General features: G+C 52.1%; 24 protein-coding genes and 1 other RNA gene. 9 read left to right on the top strand and 16 right to left on the bottom strand.

Annotation, left to right across the window (positions count from 1 at the left end):
• Nucleotides 1-97 precede the first annotated feature (97 nt).
• Nucleotides 98-346: a YfhL family 4Fe-4S dicluster ferredoxin gene (locus F3J38_RS25480; protein ID WP_167143725.1), complete on the top strand. Its 249-nt coding sequence runs from the start codon at nt 98-100 to the stop codon at nt 344-346.
• On the opposite strand, the gene acpS is transcribed toward F3J38_RS25480, so the two are convergent.
• The 11 genes from acpS to rpoE form a co-directional block, all read right to left on the bottom strand.
• Nucleotides 343-723 (bottom strand): holo-ACP synthase, encoded by a 381-nt coding sequence (gene acpS, locus F3J38_RS25475; RefSeq protein WP_034825626.1) that lies wholly within the window; start codon nt 721-723, stop codon nt 343-345. The genes F3J38_RS25480 and acpS overlap by 4 nt on opposite strands.
• Nucleotides 723-1,454 (bottom strand): pyridoxine 5'-phosphate synthase, encoded by a 732-nt coding sequence (gene pdxJ, locus F3J38_RS25470; RefSeq protein ID WP_167143722.1) that lies wholly within the window; start codon nt 1,452-1,454, stop codon nt 723-725. Before pdxJ ends, acpS begins: the two co-directional genes overlap by 1 nt.
• 71 nt (nt 1,455-1,525) lie before the next feature.
• Nucleotides 1,526-2,254 (bottom strand): DNA repair protein RecO, encoded by a 729-nt coding sequence (gene recO / locus F3J38_RS25465; protein WP_167143719.1) that lies wholly within the window; start codon nt 2,252-2,254, stop codon nt 1,526-1,528.
• Between the two features lie 3 nt (nt 2,255-2,257).
• A complete protein-coding gene (era, locus tag F3J38_RS25460) occupies nt 2,258-3,163 on the bottom strand; it encodes a GTPase Era (RefSeq protein WP_167143716.1) in 906 nt (301 codons plus the stop codon).
• A 57-nt stretch (nt 3,164-3,220) separates the two neighbouring features.
• Nucleotides 3,221-3,901 (bottom strand): ribonuclease III, encoded by a 681-nt coding sequence (rnc, locus tag F3J38_RS25455; protein ID WP_021506523.1) that lies wholly within the window; start codon nt 3,899-3,901, stop codon nt 3,221-3,223.
• Between the two features lie 111 nt (nt 3,902-4,012).
• Nucleotides 4,013-4,984: a signal peptidase I gene (lepB, locus tag F3J38_RS25450; RefSeq protein WP_167143712.1), complete on the bottom strand. Its 972-nt coding sequence runs from the start codon at nt 4,982-4,984 to the stop codon at nt 4,013-4,015.
• 9 nt (nt 4,985-4,993) lie between these two features.
• Complete coding sequence (lepA, locus tag F3J38_RS25445; protein WP_038645354.1) at nt 4,994-6,793, bottom strand: translation elongation factor 4; 1,800 nt, start codon at nt 6,791-6,793, stop codon at nt 4,994-4,996.
• Between the two features lie 217 nt (nt 6,794-7,010).
• The gene (gene rseC, locus F3J38_RS25440; protein WP_167143709.1) at nt 7,011-7,475 is read right to left on the bottom strand and encodes a SoxR-reducing system protein RseC; all 465 of its coding nucleotides are present in this window, start codon (nt 7,473-7,475) and stop codon (nt 7,011-7,013) included.
• Nucleotides 7,472-8,428 (bottom strand): sigma-E factor regulatory protein RseB, encoded by a 957-nt coding sequence (gene rseB / locus F3J38_RS25435; protein ID WP_167143706.1) that lies wholly within the window; start codon nt 8,426-8,428, stop codon nt 7,472-7,474. Before rseB ends, rseC begins: the two co-directional genes overlap by 4 nt.
• Complete coding sequence (gene rseA / locus F3J38_RS25430) at nt 8,428-9,087, bottom strand: anti-sigma-E factor RseA (RefSeq protein WP_167143703.1); 660 nt, start codon at nt 9,085-9,087, stop codon at nt 8,428-8,430. The genes rseB and rseA overlap by 1 nt, the downstream gene beginning before the upstream one ends.
• 27 nt (nt 9,088-9,114) lie before the next feature.
• Nucleotides 9,115-9,693, bottom strand: coding sequence for an RNA polymerase sigma factor RpoE (gene rpoE / locus F3J38_RS25425; protein ID WP_007886161.1), 579 nt, complete (start codon nt 9,691-9,693; stop codon nt 9,115-9,117).
• A 441-nt stretch (nt 9,694-10,134) separates the two neighbouring features.
• Between rpoE and nadB the strand changes: the two genes are divergently transcribed.
• Entirely contained in the window at nt 10,135-11,754 is a 1,620-nt protein-coding gene (gene nadB / locus F3J38_RS25420; protein WP_167143700.1) for an L-aspartate oxidase, read from the top strand.
• Here nadB and trmN read toward each other — a convergent pair.
• Nucleotides 11,739-12,488: a tRNA(1)(Val) (adenine(37)-N(6))-methyltransferase TrmN gene (gene trmN / locus F3J38_RS25415; protein WP_167143697.1), complete on the bottom strand. Its 750-nt coding sequence runs from the start codon at nt 12,486-12,488 to the stop codon at nt 11,739-11,741. The two genes, nadB and trmN, sit on opposite strands and share 16 nt — an antisense overlap.
• 137 nt (nt 12,489-12,625) lie before the next feature.
• Here trmN and srmB point away from each other — a divergent pair, with 137 nt between their 5' ends.
• Nucleotides 12,626-13,954 carry an ATP-dependent RNA helicase SrmB gene (gene srmB / locus F3J38_RS25410; protein ID WP_167143693.1) on the top strand — a complete coding sequence of 443 codons (1,329 nt, stop codon included), beginning with the start codon at nt 12,626-12,628 and terminating at the stop codon, nt 13,952-13,954.
• 198 nt (nt 13,955-14,152) lie between these two features.
• Here the strand turns inward: srmB and grcA are convergent, their stop codons facing one another.
• The gene (gene grcA, locus F3J38_RS25405; RefSeq protein ID WP_167143690.1) at nt 14,153-14,536 is read right to left on the bottom strand and encodes an autonomous glycyl radical cofactor GrcA; all 384 of its coding nucleotides are present in this window, start codon (nt 14,534-14,536) and stop codon (nt 14,153-14,155) included.
• 264 nt (nt 14,537-14,800) lie between these two features.
• Between grcA and ung the strand changes: the two genes are divergently transcribed.
• Entirely contained in the window at nt 14,801-15,478 is a 678-nt protein-coding gene (gene ung / locus F3J38_RS25400) for a uracil-DNA glycosylase (protein ID WP_167143688.1), read from the top strand.
• A gap of 50 nt (nt 15,479-15,528) precedes the next feature.
• Here the strand turns inward: ung and grpE are convergent, their stop codons facing one another.
• Nucleotides 15,529-16,107: a nucleotide exchange factor GrpE gene (gene grpE / locus F3J38_RS25395; RefSeq protein ID WP_167143684.1), complete on the bottom strand. Its 579-nt coding sequence runs from the start codon at nt 16,105-16,107 to the stop codon at nt 15,529-15,531.
• Nucleotides 16,108-16,229: 122 nt separating this feature from the next.
• On the opposite strand from grpE, the gene nadK reads away from it, so the two are divergent.
• The 3 genes from nadK (at nt 16,230) to bamE (ending at nt 19,387) form a co-directional block, all read left to right on the top strand.
• Nucleotides 16,230-17,108: an NAD(+) kinase gene (gene nadK, locus F3J38_RS25390; protein ID WP_167143681.1), complete on the top strand. Its 879-nt coding sequence runs from the start codon at nt 16,230-16,232 to the stop codon at nt 17,106-17,108.
• Between the two features lie 85 nt (nt 17,109-17,193).
• A complete protein-coding gene (recN, locus tag F3J38_RS25385; protein ID WP_167143677.1) occupies nt 17,194-18,855 on the top strand; it encodes a DNA repair protein RecN in 1,662 nt (553 codons plus the stop codon).
• Between the two features lie 184 nt (nt 18,856-19,039).
• Nucleotides 19,040-19,387 carry an outer membrane protein assembly factor BamE gene (gene bamE, locus F3J38_RS25380; RefSeq protein WP_167143675.1) on the top strand — a complete coding sequence of 116 codons (348 nt, stop codon included), beginning with the start codon at nt 19,040-19,042 and terminating at the stop codon, nt 19,385-19,387.
• A gap of 54 nt (nt 19,388-19,441) precedes the next feature.
• On the opposite strand, the gene F3J38_RS25375 is transcribed toward bamE, so the two are convergent.
• On the bottom strand, nt 19,442-19,732 hold the full coding sequence (locus tag F3J38_RS25375) for an RnfH family protein (RefSeq protein ID WP_167143672.1): 291 nt from the start codon (nt 19,730-19,732) through the stop codon (nt 19,442-19,444).
• Nucleotides 19,725-20,159 (bottom strand): type II toxin-antitoxin system RatA family toxin, encoded by a 435-nt coding sequence (locus F3J38_RS25370; RefSeq protein ID WP_084936479.1) that lies wholly within the window; start codon nt 20,157-20,159, stop codon nt 19,725-19,727. The genes F3J38_RS25375 and F3J38_RS25370 overlap by 8 nt, the downstream gene beginning before the upstream one ends.
• Nucleotides 20,160-20,317: 158 nt before the next feature.
• Here F3J38_RS25370 and smpB point away from each other — a divergent pair, with 158 nt between their 5' ends.
• Both smpB and ssrA read left to right on the top strand, forming a co-directional pair.
• On the top strand, nt 20,318-20,800 hold the full coding sequence (gene smpB, locus F3J38_RS25365; RefSeq protein ID WP_167143669.1) for an SsrA-binding protein SmpB: 483 nt from the start codon (nt 20,318-20,320) through the stop codon (nt 20,798-20,800).
• Nucleotides 20,801-20,844: 44 nt separating this feature from the next.
• Nucleotides 20,845-21,207: a transfer-messenger RNA gene (gene ssrA, locus F3J38_RS25360) on the top strand.
• Nucleotides 21,208-21,324 lie beyond the last annotated feature (117 nt).

Here is a 21,324-nt window from a genome sequence, read left to right as displayed (position 1 = left end):
ATTAACACTGTGTGAATACACACCCTATTCTGCAATGTGCGTTTAAATGACAAATTGTAATCACATGATTTTAAAATAAAAAAAGAAACATACTGATATGGCATTATTAATTACTGAGCGTTGTATAAATTGCGATATGTGCGAACCTGAGTGTCCTAATCAGGCCATCAGCTTAGGGGATGCTATCTATGAGATTGATGTTGACCGCTGCACCGAGTGCGTGGGTCATTATGATGTGCCGACTTGCCAGAGCGTCTGCCCCATTGATAACACGATCATCTCTGACCCACAGCACCCAGAAAGTCGTGAGGCGCTGTGGGAGAAATTTGTGGTGTTGCACCACTAATCTTCGATAATCACCGTAGCGCAAGCATAGTGACGTTCATCCGCCAGCGTGACATGCACATGTTTGACACCGAGTTGGCTAGCAATCACTTTGGCCTGTTCGAAGAAGCGCAAACCCGGCTTGCCCAGCGCATCGTTGTACACTTCAAACTGATTGAATGCCAAGCCACCGCGAATGCCGGTACCGAAGGCTTTGGCTGCCGCCTCCTTAACCGCAAAACGTTTTGCCAGAAAACGCACCGGTTGCTGGTGCGCTTGATATTGCTGCCATTCGGCTTCGCTGAGCACACGACGCGCCAGACGGTCGCCGGAGCGCTCAATCACACCGGCGATACGCTCAATTTCGACGATGTCGCTGCCGAGTCCGAGAATAGCCATTAGCGACGTGCTTCTCGCATCAGCTGTTTCATTTCAGACACCGCATCCGCTAAGCCGCTGAACAGGGCACGGCCAATAATGGCATGTCCGATATTGAGCTCATGCATCTCTGGCAGTTCCGCGATCGGTTGTACGTTGTGATAGGTCAGACCGTGCCCTGCATTGACCTTCAGGCCAAGACTGGCAGCAAAGGTCGCGGCTTTGCGAATGCGTGACAGCTCGGCCTCACGCTCCAGGCCTTCTGGCGCTTCAGCATAGGCACCGGTATGGATTTCGATATAGGGAGCACCGCTGGCAACCGCGGCTTCAATCTGGCGGTGATCGGCATCGATAAACAGTGAGACCAGAATGCCTGCTTCACTGAGTATTTTCACTGCGGCGTTGATTTTGTCCTGCTGCCCGGCGACATCCAGCCCCCCTTCCGTTGTCACTTCCTGGCGCTTTTCTGGTACCAGACAAACGAAATGCGGTTTGATATCACAAGCAATGCCGACCATCTCATCGGTGACAGCCATTTCCAGATTCATGCGGGTCTGAATGGTATCACGCAGAATACGTACATCGCGGTCTGTGATATGGCGGCGGTCTTCACGCAAGTGTACGGTGATGCCATCCGCGCCTGCCTGCTCTGAGACAAAAGCCGCTTGCACCGGATCGGGATAATTCGTGCCACGTGCGTTACGTACGGTGGCGATGTGGTCAATATTGACCCCTAACAGCAACTCAGCCATGACAATCCTTAAATGTGTTCAGTGTGTTTGCAGTGTACCGGGCTTAAGAATATCAGGCGGTACGACCAGCGCTAGTCGCTTGCCACATCTGGTTTCTTTTTTGGTACGAATTGGCGAAACAGCTCCTGGCTCTTCAGTGGCTTTCCACCCAGATAAGGTTTGAGCGCCATACGCGTAAATCGCTTGGCGGCGCGTAGGCTATCCGCATCAGGGAAATCACGTTCCCATAGCGCACGCAGTTGTCTACCGGTAAAACTCCGCTGATTGACCACCAGACTGGCGATAAAGCCCCTTTCTTCGCGATAGCTGTAGGTCATGCCGTCATCAATCTCTTCGCCACTGCCAGCGCAGTGGAGGAAATCGACGCCATAACCCAGATGCCCCAGCAGTGCCAGCTCAAAGCGGCGGAGCGCGGGTTCCGGCGTGCCGCTGCCTGCGGCCAGCATCTGGATACAGTTCAGATAGTCAAAAAAGAGTTCAGAGAAAGGAATTTCCTGCTCCAGTACGCGAGAAAGCAGTTCATTCACATACAGTCCGCAGTAGAGCGTAATACCGCTGAGTGGTAAGGCAAGTGATACGGCTTCGGCGCTACGCAGCGTTTTCACCTCGCCACGACCGCCCCAACGCACCAGCAGTGGCGTGAAGGGTTGCAGTGCGCCTTTCAATTGGGAGCGGCGCGAACGGGCACCTTTCGCCAGGACGCGGACGCGCCCTTCGCTTTCGCTGAACAGATCGAGGAGTAGGCTGGTTTCGCTGTATGGGCGACTATGCAGCACAAAGGCGCGTTGCCAGCCTTCCATCAATTAGCCTTCGTCGGAGTAACCCAAGCTGCGCAATGCACGTTCGTCATCCGCCCAGCCCGATTTCACTTTAACCCAAAGTTCGAGATGCACCTTCGCTTCAAACATCTCTTCCATGTCTTTACGCGCTTCAATGCCGATGGTTTTGATCTTGGCGCCTTTATTGCCGATCACCATCTTCTTCTGCCCTTCACGCTCAACCAAGATCAGACCGTTGATGTCGTAACCGCCGCGATCGTTTGAGACAAACTGCTCGATCTCCACGGTGACGGAATAAGGCAGCTCAGCCCCGAGGAAGCGCATCAGCTTTTCACGGATGATTTCTGAAGCCATGAAGCGCTGTGAACGGTCAGTGACGTAATCTTCTGGGAAATGATGCTCAGATTTCGGCAGACACTTACGAGCAATGGCTGCAAGCGTATCAACGTTATTCCCGTGTTCCGCAGAGATCGGCACGATTTCAAGGAAGTTCATCTGCTGGCTTAGGAACTGCAGGTGAGGCAACAGAATGCTCTTGTCCTGAATGTTGTCGACTTTGTTGATCGCTAACACTACCGGTACTTTATTATCGCGCAGTTTGTTAAGCACCATCTCATCGTCTGGCGTCCAGCGCGTGCCTTCAACCACAAAGATCACCAGCTCCACATCACCAATTGAGCTGCTGGCAGCACGGTTCATCAAGCGGTTAATTGCCCGCTTTTCTTCCATGTGCAGCCCTGGGGTATCCACGTAGATCGCCTGATAAGCGCCTTCAGTGTGAATGCCCATTATGCGGTGACGCGTGGTTTGTGCTTTACGCGATGTAATTGACACTTTCTGCCCCAGCAACTGGTTCAGTAAGGTGGATTTACCGACGTTAGGTCGGCCTACAATCGCGATAAAGCCGCTATATGTTTCGAGTTCGCTCATTCGAGTCCTGACTTGGGCAGCGTCGCTGTTGACGCTGCGATATGACTATCTAAGTATTTATTCGAGACCAAGCTTAATAAGCGCCTGTTCGGCTGCAGCTTGTTCTGCTTTACGGCGGCTGGAACCCACGCCGACCACCGGTTCTGCCATGCCACTCACTTGACAGTGAATAGTGAATTCCTGATCGTGCGCTTCGCCACGCACCTGCACCACCAGATAGGATGGCAGCGGCAGATGACGCCCTTGCAGATACTCCTGCAGACGCGTTTTCGGGTCTTTTTGCTTATCCCCTGGGCTTATCTGCTCCAGGCGATTTTGATACCAATCGAGAATCAGTTTCTCAACCGTTTGAATGTTGCTGTCGAGGAAGATACCGCCAATCAGCGCTTCTACCGTATCAGCAAGGATCGATTCACGACGGAAGCCGCCGCTCTTCAGCTCGCCCGGCCCAAGACGTAAACATTCGCCGAGTTCAAACTCACGCGCCATTTCCGCCAAGGTGTTACCCCGAACCAGTGTGGCACGCATGCGACTCATATCGCCTTCATCTACTCGTGGGAAGCGATGATAAAGCGCATTGGCAATCACATAGCTGAGAATAGAATCGCCAAGGAATTCAAGACGTTCATTGTGTTTGCTGCTGGCACTGCGGTGAGTCAGTGCTTGCTGCAGTAATTCTGGATGAGTAAAAGTGTAGCCCAGTTTGCGCTGCAGCTTGTTAATAAGGATGGGGTTCATGCGATTCCAGTTATTCTGTGCGTCTGTAACTCTGCATACGAAACAGGGCTGAACTTCCAACACGTTCTGTTTAGTGTGCAGTGGCCCCCCGAGGGAGGCCAACCGTTTTTATCAGTGGATTCCGCCAATGCGACTTAAGCGCACGCCAGTTGGCCACTGTCCTTCTTGTTTCTCAAAGCTCATCCAGATTGCCACCGCTTTACCGACCAGATTCTTCTCAGGCACGAAGCCCCAGTAGCGGCTGTCGGCGCTGTTATCGCGGTTATCACCCATCATGAAATACTGGCCTTCTGGCACAATCCACGTGGACTGTGGCTGGCCCGGCTGCTGATAATACATGCTTGCCTGGCTCTGCGCTTCGTTAACCAGCAGGATATCGTGCGTCACTGTACCCAAGGTCTCTTTACGCATACCCAGACGCAGTCCGCCCTTCATGGTTTCGCCCTGAGGCGCCTCAAAGAAACCGTTACCGGTTTCATTGCCATCAAAACCACTAAAGGTCTGGATAAAGCGGCTTGGCTCAATGTTGGTATAGGTAATAGGCAGCGCCGTGTCGCACTTGCCGGTACCACAACCAGGATTGACCGTCAGCGTTTTACTGTACGGATCAAACACCACTTTATCGCCAGGCAAACCAATTACGCGCTTGATGTAGTCCACGCTGGGATCTTTCGGGTATTTGAATACCGCGACATCACCGCGCTGTGGATGGCCGGTTGGGATCAGGGTGGTCTGCGTAATCGGATCTTTAATACCGTACGCAAATTTCTCCACCAGGATGAAGTCACCAATCAACAGCGTTGGCATCATGGAACCTGAAGGGATCTGGAACGGCTCAAAAATGAATGAGCGAACAATCAGCACCACCGCCAGCACCGGAAACACTGATGCGGTAGTCTCGACCCAACCCGGCTGTGCAGCCACTTTGGCCAGGGTTTTGCTGTCCAGTGCGTTACCCGCCTGCGCTTGTGCCGCAGCCTGCTTTGCACGACGCTCCGGAGCCCACTTAAAGCGATCGATACACCAGATAACACCGGTTACCAGGGTTGCGATCACCAAAATCAGGGCAAACATGTTAGCCATTAAAATTCCTTATTTGCTGTCTTTACCGACATGCAGAATGGCAAGGAATGCTTCCTGCGGCAGCTCAACGTTGCCGACCTGCTTCATTCGCTTCTTACCGTCTTTCTGCTTCTGCAACAGTTTCTTCTTACGGCTCACGTCACCGCCATAGCATTTCGCCAGGACGTTTTTACGCAGCTGCTTGACCGTTGAGCGAGCGATAATGTGGTTGCCGATTGCCGCCTGAATCGCAATATCGAACTGCTGACGCGGGATCAGATCTTTCATCTTCTCCACGAGATCGCGGCCACGATATTGTGAGTTATCACGGTGGGTAATCAGCGCCAGCGCATCAACACGTTCTGAGTTAATCATCACGTCGACACGCACCATGTCAGAGGCTTGGAAACGTTTAAAGTTATAGTCCAGCGATGCATAGCCGCGAGACGTCGATTTCAGACGGTCGAAGAAGTCGAGTACCACTTCTGCCATCGGGATTTCATAGGTCAGCGCAACCTGTTTACCGTGGTAAACCATGTTGGTCTGCACACCACGTTTTTCGATACACAGGGTGATGACGTTGCCAAGGAACTCTTGTGGCAACAGCATATGACACTCTGCGATCGGTTCACGCAGCTCTTCAATATTGTTCAGTGGCGGCAGCTTGGATGGGCTATCGACATAGACAGTTTGACCATCTGTCGTCAGCACTTCATAGACGACCGTCGGTGCAGTGGTGATCAGGTCGAGATCGTATTCACGCTCCAGACGCTCCTGAATGATCTCCATGTGCAGCAGACCGAGGAAGCCGATGCGGAAGCCGAAACCAAGCGCTGTTGAACTCTCTGGCTCGTAGAACAATGAAGCATCGTTCAGGCTCAGTTTGCCCAACGCATCACGGAACGCTTCATAGTCATCAGAGCTGATCGGGAACAGGCCGGCATAAACCTGTGGCTTCACTTTTTTAAAGCCAGGTAACACTTTGTCAGCAGGATTACGCTGCAGCGTTAAGGTATCGCCTACTGGCGCGCCGAGGATGTCTTTAATCGCACATACCAGCCAGCCTACTTCACCGCAGTTCAGTTCGTTACGATCAACCTGTTTCGGTGTAAAGATACCTAAACGATCAGCGTTATACGTCTGACCGGTACTCATCACCTTCACTTTGTCGCCTTTGCGCAGCGTACCGTTTTTAATACGGATCAGTGACACAACGCCCAGGTAGTTATCAAACCATGAGTCGATGATCAGCGCCTGCAGTGGGCCTTCTGGATCACCCTCCGGTGGTGGGATATCACGCACCAGACGCTCAAGCACATCCGGTACGCCAACGCCGGTTTTCGCCGAGCAGCGCACCGCATCAGCAGCATCAATACCGACGATATCTTCAATCTCTTCCGCCACGCGCTCAGGATCAGCTGCCGGCAAGTCGATTTTGTTCAGAACCGGTACCACTTCCAGATCCATTTCCATTGCGGTGTAGCAGTTCGCCAGCGTCTGTGCTTCAACGCCCTGACCTGCATCGACCACCAGCAATGCCCCTTCACAAGCCGCCAAAGAGCGGGAAACTTCGTAGGAGAAGTCAACGTGACCGGGAGTATCGATAAAATTGAGCTGGTAAGTTTCACCGTTCAGCGCTTTGTAATCGAGCGTTACGCTTTGCGCTTTAATGGTAATGCCGCGCTCACGTTCCAGATCCATCGAGTCCAAAACCTGCGCCGCCATCTCACGATCGCTGAGGCCACCACAAATCTGAATCAAACGGTCTGAGAGCGTTGATTTACCGTGGTCAATGTGAGCGATGATAGAGAAATTTCGTATGTGCTTCATTTATATGAATATCTTCACGTAAAAAATCAGTTGAAAACTTGAGCACAGACACATTCAGGAAAGCGAGCTTTACCCGGAACCCTGTCAGCCTCATTAATGACGACGCATATTACACTGTTAACGCCGCGCGTTAAAGAATGGAACTGTGGGGAATCGCAACAGATTTCAGCGGTTAAGCCAAAACGAAAAGGCCGCGAGGAAGCGGCCCTGACAGGGATCAAACTTCGCTTTCCACGCGCAAGGCGTCGGGCGGTAATGCCACACTGAGGATCACGGGTTGAAAGGCTTCACGATCGCCAAACAGATTGGAAACCCCTTTCGCCACAATAAAACCACCGATACCGCCTAACAGCGCACCACAGGCAGCCGCTAAGTCGCTGTGGAACAGCATCTGGAAGATGCCCGCTAACAGAAACAGGCCAAACAGCGGCGTCATGTAAACCAGCAGTGCCGAACCGAGCAAACTGCTTTCACGGATGCCCAACTCAATGCGCTGACCCGGCTGCAGTGGCTCCGGGCTGGCGATGGTCATGACGTGGGCATTTTTCGGCCCGAGCTGGTTGAGCGCGTGGCTACCGCAGCCTTTGCGGGCTGAGCAGCTGTTACAGGAGGTCTTCGCTTCCGAGTGTAGCGTGGCAACGCCATCTTTCCACGCCACCACGGTGGCCCATTCTTTCATCATTTTTGTGCACCTGAATCTATGCTGTCCGCGATACGTTTGGCAGTCGCAGGCGGCAATTCGCCCACCACCGTAATTTCACGATTATCGCGCACTTCTGTCTGCACCGTACGACGCCCAGTGCGCAATGACTGCGACACACTGCTTTTATCTGCCGGCGTAATATTGATAGCAAAGCTGAACAAGCCATCGCTGTACAGACGAGATTCTACGGTTTTGTTCATTGCTGGCATGTCGCGGCGACTCTGCGAAATCAACTTCATACCGGCGGGTAACCAGCCTGGTTGCCAGTTAAGTTGCACTTTGTCACCCGCTGGTAAAGAGAGCGTGGGTGGCAAATTGGCTTTTTCTAGCCCCTGCATGAGATTGCGCACGCCTTCATCCACGGCAAAGCTGATCACGCGGAACTGCTCTAGCGTTTCACCGTCGCGATCGAGTAAATCGATGCGCAGAGGAAGTTTGGTATCGACATCCAGCCACACTACGTAGCTGTATCGTGTACCGTCGCGAGACACAATGCGCACGACTTCACACATTTGATCGGCCATGCGCGAACGCCCAACCGGGATGAAATCGTAGGCCTCACCCAAACGAGAGAAGTCTGCGAACATCAGTGCTGGCAGTGCATCAATAATGTGATTGCCCGGCAAGGAGAAAGGATCGAGTCCTGGCTCAAAATAGCTGATGTCATTGCCGCGTTGAATCACTTCACGACGCGGTCCATCCATCTGCAATAGCTGGGCAAAGATACGATTATCGATCACTGCGTGGCGGTAACGCAGGGATTCAATGCCAAGGCGTGAGACGTTGATATAGGCGAATTCGTAGTTGAGGTTCTGGCTTGCCTGCTCCATCTGCTGCAACAACGCCCCGGAAGCAGATGTCTGCGCCGGGGCGGTGGATGACCAAAGCAGGCTGCCTGCCAGCAGGCTAACGGCACACCAAAGCTGCTTCATTACTGCTGTTGAGTTCCTAACGACTGATTTCCGGGAACGTTAGCCTGCGCCTGTTGCGGATCGTTCTTTTCATCAAACTGAACCTGATCGGCATGCAGACGACGTTGCAACTCATAGTCCTGCAGCATCGCATTCACACGACGACGCTGTTCCTGCACCTGCTGGTTAGAGCTGTTGGTGTCGAACGCATCGGACGGTACGCCAAGGCTAACAGGTGAAGCTTTACCCATCATTGGCAACGTGTTGAAGGCAGGAGAATCTGACGCTTCAGTCGCGCCGCCAGTTGGCTGATTGTTGTAGTGCTGCACACCCACAATCACCGCTAACGACACACAAGCGGCCATACCGACCTGCGCGAGTTGCGCAGTCCAGGTGCCACCACGACGCCAGAATGGCATTTTCTCCCAGCGTGAGGGCTCAGGCTGCGCTTCAGGAATCAGCGGCGTCACTTTACGTACCGGCTCATTCTCAATGGCCGCCGCCACACGTGCGGAGATATCAAAATGCAGCACTTCACCGACATCACCTCGCAAGGTGTCGCGGATTAGATGGTAGCTCTCCCAGCTTTTTTGAAGATCTGCATCCTTCGACAACGATGCCAACAGCTCGTTATCGAGAGTTTCACCATCCATTAAAGCGGAAAGTTTTTCTTTCTGCATGCTTTGGTACCCTTCCAGTAGCCGTTATCACTGACGTTGGATAAGCGGTTGAACTTTATTATCAATGGCTTCTCGGGCACGGAAGATACGCGAACGTACAGTACCAACCGGGCAGTCCATGATGACGGCAATCTCTTCGTAACTTAAGCCATCCAATTCCCTTAGGGTAATGGCCATACGCAGATCTTCGGGAAGCGCCTCAATGGTCCGAAAAACAATTTGTTTCAGTTCCTCTGACAACATTAAGTTCTCAGGGTTCGAAATTTCTTTTAGCGCACCCGCACTTTCGAAATTTTCTGCATCAATGGCATCCACATCACTGGATGGCGGACGCCTTCCCTGAGCCACTAAATAGTTTTTTGCTGTATTGACCGCAATGCGGTACAGCCATGTATAAAAGGCGCTATCGCCACGGAAAGATTCCAGTGCGCGATACGCTTTAATGAAAGATTCCTGAACCACATCAGGCACATCGCCTGAAGGAACATAGCGTGAAACCAGGCTCGCCACTTTATGCTGGTATCGAATCACCAGTAAATTAAATGACTTTTGATCTCCCTTCTGAACCCGCTCAACGAGAACCTGATCCGTTAACTGCTCGCTCATCCGAGGTAATGTCTCCCCAAATCTCTTTTATGCGTAAGTGAACTGCCAGCACATCTCATTGTTCTGAGCAAGCATGCGCTTAGAGTCATATGTTGGCCTGAAGTTCATTACGACCAGATATTTTCCGTATCGGAACCACGACATCATTTTTGTTGATTGTCTTTCAGTGTAGCGACTTGCCACGCCGTTGGTGTCTTTTGCGGCACCGATAATCGCTGGCAGAGTACCTTATGACGCCCTATTTTTCATCTTTATTACCTGAATTTTCAGAGTGTTTGGTATAAAAAACACGATATACCTATTTTCAGACATAACTGACTGAAATCGCGTGACTATCTCGTCTGCCTGAATAATTTTACGGCGTAATTTGTTCAAAATACTTCACACAATCCTCATCCGGGCTTATGCTCGGGTCACCTTTTGTTTAGTAAATTAAACACCATGACATCGATACCTGATTACCAATGTGATGTATTGATTGTGGGCAGCGGTGCGGCTGGCTTGTCGCTTGCGCTGCGTCTGGCCCCTCATTATCAAGTCACTGTGCTGAGCAAAGCACAGGTCAATGAAGGGTCGACGCTGTATGCACAAGGCGGAATCGCTGCGGTGTTTGATGAAACTGACAGCATTGAATCGCACGTCGAAGACACCCTGATTGCTGGCGCAGGTTTGTGTGAGCGCGATACCGTGAATTTTATCGCCAGCAACGCGCGTCATTGTGTGCAGTGGCTGATTGATAATGGCGTGGCTTTTGATAGAGAGCCACAACCTGATGGCGAAACACGCTACCACCTGACGCGTGAAGGCGGCCACAGCCACCGCCGTATTCTACACAGCGCTGATGCAACAGGCCGTGCTGTCGAAACCACGCTGGTGAGCCAGGCGTTAAGCCATCCCAACATCCGCATTATTGAGCGCACCAACGCCGTGGACTTGATCCTGTCCGATAAACTTGGCCTGCCGGGGAAACGTCGGGTCGTGGGCGCATGGATTTGGAATCGTAATCGCGAACAGGTGGAAACCTGCCGTGCACGTACAGTGGTACTGGCAACCGGTGGCGCAGCAAAAGTCTATCAGTACACCACCAATCCGGATGTCGCTTCCGGTGATGGTATTGCCATGGCGTGGCGAGCAGGATGCCGCGTGGCGAACCTGGAATTCAACCAGTTCCACCCTACTTGTCTATTCCATCCCCAGGCGCAAAATTTCCTGCTGACCGAAGCTCTGCGCGGAGAAGGTGCATGGCTGTTGCGTCCAGATGGTACACGCTTTATGCCGGACTTTGACGAGCGCGGCGAATTAGCCCCGCGTGATATCGTGGCGCGCGCTATCGATCATGAAATGAAACGCTTAGGCGTGGATTGCATGTACCTCGATATCAGTCACCAACCGGAGAGTTTCGTTCGTGCACACTTCCCGATGATTTACGAAAAGCTGCTGACTTTTGGGCTGGACCTGACCAAAGATCCCATTCCGATTGTGCCTGCCGCGCACTACACCTGCGGTGGCGTCATGGTCGATCAGCAAGGCCGAACCGACGTCGATGGGCTGTACGCTATAGGCGAAGTCAGTTATACCGGGCTACACGGTGCCAATCGTATGGCGTCGAATTCACTGCTTGAGTGTCTGGTATATGGCTGGTCAGCCGCAGAGGACATGATCCGTCGTTTGCCAGATGTCGCTGCGGTGGAACAGCTGCCCGCATGGGATGAAAGCCGTGTTGATGATGCCGACGAGCGTGTCGTCATTCAGCACAACTGGCATGAATTACGTCTTTTTATGTGGGATTACATGGGGATAGTGCGTACTACCAAGCGTCTGGAGCGTGCCCTGCGCCGCATTAATTTACTGCAGCAGGAAATCGACGAGTATTACGCACACTTCCGTTTATCGAATAACCTGCTGGAGTTGCGCAATCTGGTGCAGGTGGCTGAGCTGATGGTGCGCTGTGCGCTGGAGCGGAAAGAGAGCCGTGGCCTGCATTACACGCCAGACTATCCCGAACAGCTTGCTGAAGCGCACCCCACGCAACTCCTGCCGCCTCACTATCTAAACAGATAGAAATCCGTGACCAGACTCAGCCAGTCTGCCGAATAGCTCTTATCCTCATCACGAATGGCGAGACGTTCCAGCAACGTTTCCCCCTTCGTGGGTGAAAAACCTAATACCAGACGATTTGGAGGACGTTGTGCGTAAGCGGCAACATCGTAGCGGTAGCGCAGGTGCCAGCCTTCCGCCAGCGCCAGAGAAATGAGCTTCTCTCCTGACTCTTCTGGCAATACCACACAGAATAGTCCCTCTTCTTCAATTAACTGTGCAGCGCAGCGCAAGAGCGTAGGATGATCCAGTGTGGCAGTACTGCGGGCATTGTCTCGTTCGGTGCTGGCAGAAGCCGTACCCGGCGCGAAAAATGGCGGATTGCTGACAATCAGTGAGTAGCGTTTTTCACACTGCTCACTCCAACTGACAATATCTTGTTGATGCACAGTAATACGATCGGCCCAAGGTGAAGCCTGTACATTTTCGTCCGCCTGGTTTGCTGCACTGGCGTCCAGCTCCACCGCATCCAACTGCACCTGTTCTGGTGTGCGCTGCGCCAACATCAGTGCAATCAAACCGCTGCCGCAGCCTATGTCCAGGATGCGACGCGCATTGGCCACCGGTGCCCAGGCGCCAAGTAACACGCCATCGGTCCCCACTTTCATCGCGCAACGGTCATGCGCCACAAAAAATTGCTTAAAGGTAAAACCATCTTTTCTTAACATCGGCCGCAACTGCGACGGGTCCTGAGACATACTTCACTACCATTGAATTTATTACTGCGGGGAGTGTAACGTGGTCCTGAAGGGAATTCACCTTCACCTGTCTTACACAAACAGATGAAGATTATGTCTGTTCTGTCTATAATCAGCGCCCCAAACTGAGGTAGACCATGACCGTAACCACATTCTCCGAACTCGAACTCGACGAAAGCCTGCTGCAAGCGCTGCAGGAAAAAGGCTTCACGCGCCCCACTGCCATTCAGGCTGAGACCATTCCTGCCGCGCTGGAAGGCCGTGACGTTCTGGGTTCGGCGCCAACCGGAACGGGGAAAACCGCTGCTTTTCTGCTGCCCGCTTTACAGCATCTGCTCGACTTCCCACGCAAAAAATCGGGCCCGCCACGTATTCTGATCCTCACGCCAACCCGCGAACTGGCGATGCAGGTTGCCGATCACGCACGTGAGTTGGCTAAACACACGCACCTGGATATCGCCACCATCACTGGTGGTGTGGCTTATATGAACCACGCCGAAGTATTCAGCGAAAACCAGGACATCGTAGTGGCCACCACCGGTCGCCTGCTGCAGTACATCAAAGAAGAAAACTTTGACTGCCGCGCTGTAGAAACGCTGATTCTGGATGAAGCCGACCGCATGGTCGACATGGGCTTCGCGCAGGATATTGAAACCATCGCCGCTGAAACCCGCTGGCGCAAACAGACGTTGCTGTTCTCCGCCACGCTGGAAGGCGAAAACATCAAAGATTTTGCCGAGCGCCTGCTCAACGATCCCGTTTCCATAGAGGCGGATCCCAGCAAAAGCGAACGCAAAAAGATTCAGCAGTGGTATTACCGCGCGGACAACCTCGAGCATAAAACCAAGCTGCTGGTGCATCTGTTAAAGCAACCCGAAGCGAAGCGCGTGATTGTCTTTGTGCGCAAGCGTGAGCGTCTGCATGAACTGGTGACGTGGTTGCATGAAGCCGGCATTCGCACCAGCTATCTGGAAGGCGAGATGGTGCAGGTTAACCGCAACGAAGCGATTAAACGCATCAACGAAAACCGCGTCAACGTCATGATTGCCACCGATGTGGCGGCTCGTGGTATTGATATTGAAGATGTCACGCATGTCATTAACTACGATTTGCCGCGTACCGCCGATGTCTATTTGCATCGTATTGGCCGTACTGCTCGTGCGGGTCGTAAAGGTACGGCTATCTCGCTGGTCGAGGCACATGACCACCTGCTGTTGGGGAAAATCACGCGCTACATTAATGAGCCTGTGAAAGCCCGTGTGATTGAGGAGTTGCGTCCTGAATCGCGTGCGCCGAGTGCGAAAACCACGGGAAAACCGTCGAAAAAAGTGCTCGCGAAACGTAAAGAGCAGAAAGAGAAAGAAGCCGAAAAACCGCGCGTTAAACAACGCCATCGTGATACCAAAAACGTCGGCAAACGTCGCAAGCCAAGCGGCAGTAGCACACCAGAGAGCAGTGCGGAATAAATCAGCACATGCACAATAAAGACGCCTCGCTTGAGGCGTTTTTTTTATCATTAAGTATCGTAAATCGGGCTTCCATTGCGCTTTTTCTCGCAATCGCTGTTCTGTACCGTCTGGTTGAAGGTAACACACGCAAAAAGGCCGCACCGAGCTGAATCGGTGCGGCCTTTAAAACTGCGTATCTTTTCGTCAGCCGATCAATTACAGGCTTTCAGTGAAAGTACGGGTAATGACATCACGCTGCTGTTCTGGGGTCAGCGCATTGAAGCGCACCGCGTAACCAGAAACACGAATGGTTAACTGAGGATATTTCTCCGGATGCTTAACCGCATCTTCCAGAGTTTCGCGACGCAGCACGTTGACGTTCAGGTGTTGGCCGCCTTCAATACGAACCTCAGCTTTCTGCTCCAGCGGGATTTCACGGTAAGCAATCTCGCCCAGATCGCTAATTGCAACGATCTGATCTTCCGTGAAATCGCCTTTTGCACACAGGCAGCGGGCTTCTGCTTTCTCATCATCCAGCAACCAAAATGAGCTCAGCAGCTGTGGGTTATTGGCCTGAGTAATTTGAATACCGGTAATCATAGTGACCTCCAGGGCTTAAGTGCGCGATGTTTCCTATCGCGCGGTGTATCCATTGATCTGACACATTGATATACCATCGCGGGTTTGCCACCGTTTTGACCTGTATCAACTATGCTCGCCAGCGAAATACGCGCCCACGCTAACAAATTGATTTATATCCACTACGGATGAAAACTTTTTCTGCATTTTATCAAATTATTTTTGCCCTTCTGCTGCCGCGTGCGACACGTTAAGCTAGACGCAAATTTTTGCAGGGAGTTAAAGATGGCTGAGAAGCTGACCTGGCACGACGTGCTGGCTGAAGAGAAAGAAAAACCTTACTTCGTCGAAACGTTAAAAGCGGTAGCCAACGAACGCGCAGCAGGTGTGACCGTTTATCCACCGCAGAAAGACGTGTTCAACGCCTTCCGTCTGACGGAACTGGGCGATATTAAGGTGGTGATCCTGGGCCAGGATCCTTATCACGGCCCTAATCAGGCTCATGGTCTGGCGTTTTCTGTGCTTCCCGGCGTTGCTACCCCCCCTTCACTACTGAATATGTATAAGGAATTGGAGAAGGATATACCGGGCTTTACGCGGCCTCAGCATGGCTTCCTGGAAAGCTGGGCCACACAAGGTGTGATGCTGTTAAACACCGTGCTGACGGTAGAAGCCAGCAAAGCGCATTCCCATGCGCGATTCGGCTGGGAAACCTTTACGGACAATGTGATTAGCGCGATCAATCAACATCGTGAAGGGGTGATTTTCCTGCTGTGGGGTTCGCATGCTCAGAAGAAAGGCAGCATTATCGATACCCAGCGCCACCATGTTTTAAAAGCACCGCACCCTTCCCCGCTTTCAGCCCACCGCGGTTTTTTTGGCAGCAAACACTTTTCACAAGCGAATGCGCTGTTAAGCCAGTCCGGCCAAACGCCCATCGACTGGATGCCCGTTCTGCCGTAGAAATAAAAACGGCCGCAATCAGCGGCCGTTTTTGTATTCAGCAAGGCAAGTTAGCCTTTTGCTTTGGTCACTGCGACCATTGCAGGACGCAGCAGGCGACCATTGAGGGTATAACCGCGCTGCATCACCATCAGAACGTGGTTAGGTGCCATGTCTTCCGATTCAATCATCGACATCGCCTGATGCACGTCAGGGTTGAACGGTACATTGGTTTCGCCAACCACTTCAACGCCGTATTTGCGCACCGCACCGAGCAGAGACTTCAGCGTCAGCTCAATGCCTTCGATCATCGAAGCCAGTTCGGTATTGTCTTTATCAGTCACTTCCAACGCGCGCTCCAGGCTATCGATCACTGGCAGCAGTTCATTGGCAAATTTTTCCAGCGCAAATTTATGCGCCTTTTCCACATCCATTTCGGCACGGCGACGGATATTCTCAATCTCCGCCTGAGCGCGCAGCTGTGCATCACGCACGCCGGTCTGCGACTGGGCTAATTCCGCTTCCAGTTGCGCGATACGCTCATCACGCGGATCCACCTCAGTTGCCGTCTCTGCGTCCACGTGCTGTTGATCCTGTTGAATTTCGTCTGAGACTTGCTCGTTTGGGGTGTTCTGTTCTTTACTACTCATGAATTTCTCCGCGTTTTGCACATTCATCTCGCTGGTTGGCTTATTATGGGGATCAGTTTGACGGTTTCAAGTGAACCCATCACATTGCCTGGCCGTTTTGGCTTATGAGGAACACCTGCTAAATGAACAAACACTTTAACTGCATTGGGATTGTAGGCCATCCGCGCCATCCTACTGCGTTAACCACTCATGAAATGCTCTGGCGCTGGCTGACAGCAAAAGGCTATGAGGTGATCGTCGAGCAGCAAATTGCCCGCGAATTGAATTTGAAAGATGTGGAAACCGGCAGCCTGGCAGAGATTGGCCAACGCGCCGATCTGGCCGTAGTGGTCGGCGGTGACGGTAATATGTTGGGTGCGGCGCGCGTGCTGGCGCGTTATGACATCAAAGTGATTGGTATCAACCGCGGCAATCTGGGGTTTCTTACCGATCTGGATCCTGATAACGCGCAGCAGCAATTGGATGATGTGCTGGAAGGTGAGTACCACGTTGAGAGCCGTTTCCTGCTGGAAGCGCAGGTGTGCAAAGAAGACTGCTCACCACGCATTGGCAGCGCCATCAATGAAGTGGTGCTGCATCCAGGGAAAGTCGCTCATATGATTGAATTCGAGGTGTATATCGATGAGGTCTTTGCGTTTTCACAGCGCTCAGATGGGTTGATCATCTCAACACCAACCGGTTCAACCGCCTATTCGCTCTCTGCTGGTGGCCCGATTCTTACGCCGTCACTGGATGCGATTGCCATCGTGCCGATGTTCCCGCACACGCTCTCTGCCCGACCACTTGTCATCAATAGCAGCAGCACGATTCGCCTGCGTTTCTCATCACTGCGCAGTGATTTGGAGATCAGCTGTGACAGCCAGATTGCCTTACCGATTCAGGAAGGTGAGGATGTGTTGATTCGACGTAGCGCCCATCACCTCAACTTGATTCACCCGAAAAACTATAACTATTTTAATACTTTAAGCTCAAAGCTAGGCTGGTCGAAAAAATTGTTCTGAAAATCATCGCCAGCCACTTTACTGTATAAAAAACCAGTTTATACTGTATGAAAAACCATATCTGTTTTTACATACAGGTGATTCCATGCTGGCACAACTGACCATCAGTAACTTTGCTATCGTTCGTGAACTGGAGATCGACTTTCATCGTGGGATGACAGCGATCACGGGGGAAACCGGCGCAGGTAAATCTATCGCGATTGACGCGCTGGGCCTGTGCCTGGGTGGTCGTTCTGAAGCAGATATGGTGCGTCAGGGTGCCAGTCGCGCCGATATCTGCGCGCGTTTTCAGTTGAAAGCCTCCCCTTCAGCCCAGCGTTGGCTGGTCGATAATCAGCTGGATGAAGGCCAAGAGTGTCTGCTGCGCCGCGTGATCAGTGCTGATGGTCGTTCACGTGGTTTCATCAACGGTACCGCCGTTCCCCTGTCGCAGCTGCGTGAACTGGGTCAACTACTGATCCAAATTCATGGCCAGCATGCGCATCAGTTGTTGCTCAAACCGGAACATCAAAAACATCTGCTCGATGCGTATGCCGCACATGACGATCTGCTGGCCGACATGCGTCAGCACTATCAGCGTTGGCATCAAAGCTGCCGGGCGCTGGCGCAGCATCAGCAGCTGTCGCAGGAGCGTGAAGCACGCCGTGAGCTGCTGCAATATCAATTGAAAGAACTCAACGAATTCGCTCCACAGCCGGGCGAATTTGAACAGATTGATGAAGAGTACAAGCGTCTCGCCAACAGCGGTCAACTGCTCTCGACCAGCCAGCAAGCACTGCAAATCCTCGCCGATAGCGATGACACCAACCTGCAAAGCCTGCTTTATAGCGCGCGCAACATGCTCGGCGAGCTGGTGACGCTGGACGACAAAGTGAGCGGTGTGTTCAATCTGCTGGAAGAAGCAGCGATTCAGCTGAGCGAAGCCAGCGATGAATTGCGTCATTATTGCGAGCGCCTGGATCTCGATCCCAATCGCTTACATGAACTGGAACAGCGCTTGTCACGCCAGATCGCCTTGTCCCGTAAACATCACGTTTCACCTGAAAGCCTACCGGTGCTGTATCAGCAGTTGCTGGATGAAGCTGAGCTGCTGTCACAGCAAGAGAGCGATCAAGAAACACTGCAAAGCGAAGTGGTGGTACATCACCAGGCAGCATCGGCTTGTGCGCAAAAGCTGCATCAGTTGCGCGAACACGCCGCACAGGAGTTGAGCGAGCTGATCACCCAAAGCATGCGCACGCTCTCTATGCCACACGGCCAATTCGCCATTGTGCTGGAATTTAATGCCGATCAGCTGACGGCAGAAGGCGCGACCCGTATCGATTTCCGTGTGACCACCAACCCAGGTCAGCCATTGCAACCACTGGGTAAAGTGGCATCTGGTGGTGAGCTTTCCCGTATCGCTTTAGCTATTCAGGTGATTACTGCGCAGAAAATGGAAACACCTGCGATGATCTTCGATGAAGTCGACGTGGGCATCAGCGGCCCTACCGCAGCCGTAGTGGGTCAGATGTTGCGTCAGCTTGGCGAATCAACGCAGGTCATGTGCGTAACGCACTTGCCTCAGGTGGCGGGTTGCGGGCATCAGCACTTCTTCGTCAGTAAAGAGACCGATGGCGCGATGACAGAAACCCATATGCAGCCGTTGGATAAACGTGCGCGTCTGCAAGAACTTGCGCGTTTGCTGGGTGGTAGCGAAGTCACGCGCAATACCCTGGCCAACGCCAAAGAACTTTTAGCAGCCTGATACCGCACTTTTTTGTGGCTCAATGGTCATATGCTTGCTCTGTAGAGGTTTCCAATAGGACAAAGGTTTATTATCATCGGCAGTTATATCGCCATAATAAAGCCTGCCGTAAGCAGAGTTCAGATTTTGATGGCAACAAAACTGCCTGATGAAAGGCGTTTGGCCCCAGAAAAGGAATGTATAGATGCGCTGTAAAACGCTGACTGCCGCGGCAGTGGTAATGTTGATGATGACCGCCGGATGTTCCACCCTTGAGCGCGTTGTGTATCGTCCGGATATCAATCAGGGGAATTACCTGGTCGCCAACGATGTTTCGAAGATTCACACCGGCATGACGCAGCAGCAGGTAGCCTACACGCTAGGCACACCGATGATGCATGATCCGTTTGGCAGCAACGTCTGGTACTACGTCTTCCGTCAGGAACCAGGTCACGAAAGTGTTAAACAGCAGACACTGACGCTGACCTTCGACAGCAACGGTACGTTGACCAATATCGACAACAAACCGAAACTCACTGGCTCAGAAGGCTAAGTGAGCGGCAATAAAAAAGGCGCCTGAGCGCCTTTTTTTGTGCCTGCCATTTCGTTACTTGTTGGTTGCCGAACGTTCCGCTCGCTGGCGACGCATCTCTTTTGGATCGGCAATCAATGGACGATAGATTTCGACACGATCGCCATCCTGCACCACATCACCCAGTTTTACCGGGCGACTAAAAATACCGACTTTGTTGCTGGTCAAATCAATGTCTTTGCGCAGTGATAATAATCCCGATGCTTTGATCGCCTGCTCTACCGTTGCGCCTTCATCCAGCGAAACAGAGCGCGAATACTGCTTTTCGGGCAACGCATAAACCACTTCAACACTGATATCAGGCACGGTAAACCTCTTTGGCGCGCTGAGAAAACGCCTGCACCATGCTATTTGCCAGCTCTTTGAAAATGCGGCCGAACGCCATTTCCACCAACATATTGGTGAATTCAAAGTCGAGACTCAGCTCTACCTTACAGGCATCATCGCCCAGTGACGTGAAGTGCCATCCACCGGTCAGCTTACGGAATGGACCGTCGACCAATTGCATCAAAATACTTTGATTGCTGATTAAGGTATTGCGCGTAGTAAAGGTTTTACTGATACCCGCTTTTGAGACATCTACCGCTGCTGTCATCTGATTTCCACTGTTATCTAACACACGGCTGCCGGTACAACCTGGCAAAAATTCAGGATAAGCATCAACGTCATTGACGAGGCGGTACATCTGCTCAGCGCTATAGGGGACCAACGCCGAACGGCTAATCTGGGCCATAATGGTTCCTGTTCATCACAAAACCGTTGAATAATACCATTTTCAGACACTAAACAAAATTCACGGGTTTGCCAGCTGTGCTAAAATAGAGTGTTTTTTACCGCCCCCAGGACAGGGGGATGCGCCCACAGACTGAGTGATGTAGACTACGCCGCACTATGACAAAGAAAAAAGCTCACAAACCCGGTTCAGCCACTATTGCCCTCAATAAACGCGCTCGCCACGAATACTTCATTGAAGAAGAGTTCGAAGCAGGTCTGTCGTTACAAGGATGGGAAGTTAAATCACTCCGCGCCGGTAAAGCCAATATCAGCGACAGCTACATTTTGCTGCGCGATGGCGAAGCCTATCTGTTTGGTTCTACCTTTCAGCCGCTTGCCGTTGCGTCAACACACGTGGTCTGTGATCCCACGCGCAGCCGCAAACTGCTGTTGAAACAGCGTGAACTCGATTCGCTCTACGGCCGCGTTAACCGTGAAGGCTTCACCGTGGTAGCACTGTCGATGTACTGGAAAAACGCCTGGGCCAAGCTGAAAATTGGCGTGGCACGCGGTAAGAAAGAACATGACAAGCGTGACGACGTGAAAGAACGTGAATGGAAGATGGATAAAGCACGTATTATGAAGAATTCAAAGCGTTAAGCACTGGATTCGTCCGTCATCTTTCTGTAGTATTAGAGTTTCTTGGGGCTGATTCTGGACTCGACGGGATTGTGAAGCCTTAGGAGCATGCCGAGGGGCGGTTTGCCTCGTAAAAAGCCGCAAAAAAATAGTCGCAAACGACGAAAACTACGCTTTAGCAGCTTAATAACCTGCTTTGAAGCCCTCTCTCCCTAGCTTCCGCTCTTAAGACGGGGATCAAGAGAGGTCAAACCCAAAAGAGATCGTGTGGATGCCTTGCCTGGGGTTGAAGCACTAAATCTAATCAGGCTAGTTTGTCAGTGGCGTGTCTGTCCGCAGCTGGCCGGCGAATGTAAAGATTGACTAAGCATGTAGTGCCGACGGTGTAGTAATTTCGGACGCGGGTTCAACTCCCGCCAGCTCCACCAAAATTCTCCATCGGTGACACCAGAGTCATCTGATGAAGTCCTAAAAGCCCGCACGGTGAAAGCCTTGCGGGCTTTTTTGTGCCTTCATTTTGTCCCGCGAAGTCTGAACCCAACTAA

The organism is Candidatus Pantoea formicae, assembly GCF_011752625.1.
In the GTDB taxonomy this organism is placed as follows: Bacteria; Pseudomonadota; Gammaproteobacteria; order Enterobacterales; family Enterobacteriaceae; genus Pantoea; species Pantoea formicae.
Note: the sequence above shows the minus strand (reverse complement) of the source record. Positions and strands in the feature narration are given on the sequence as shown.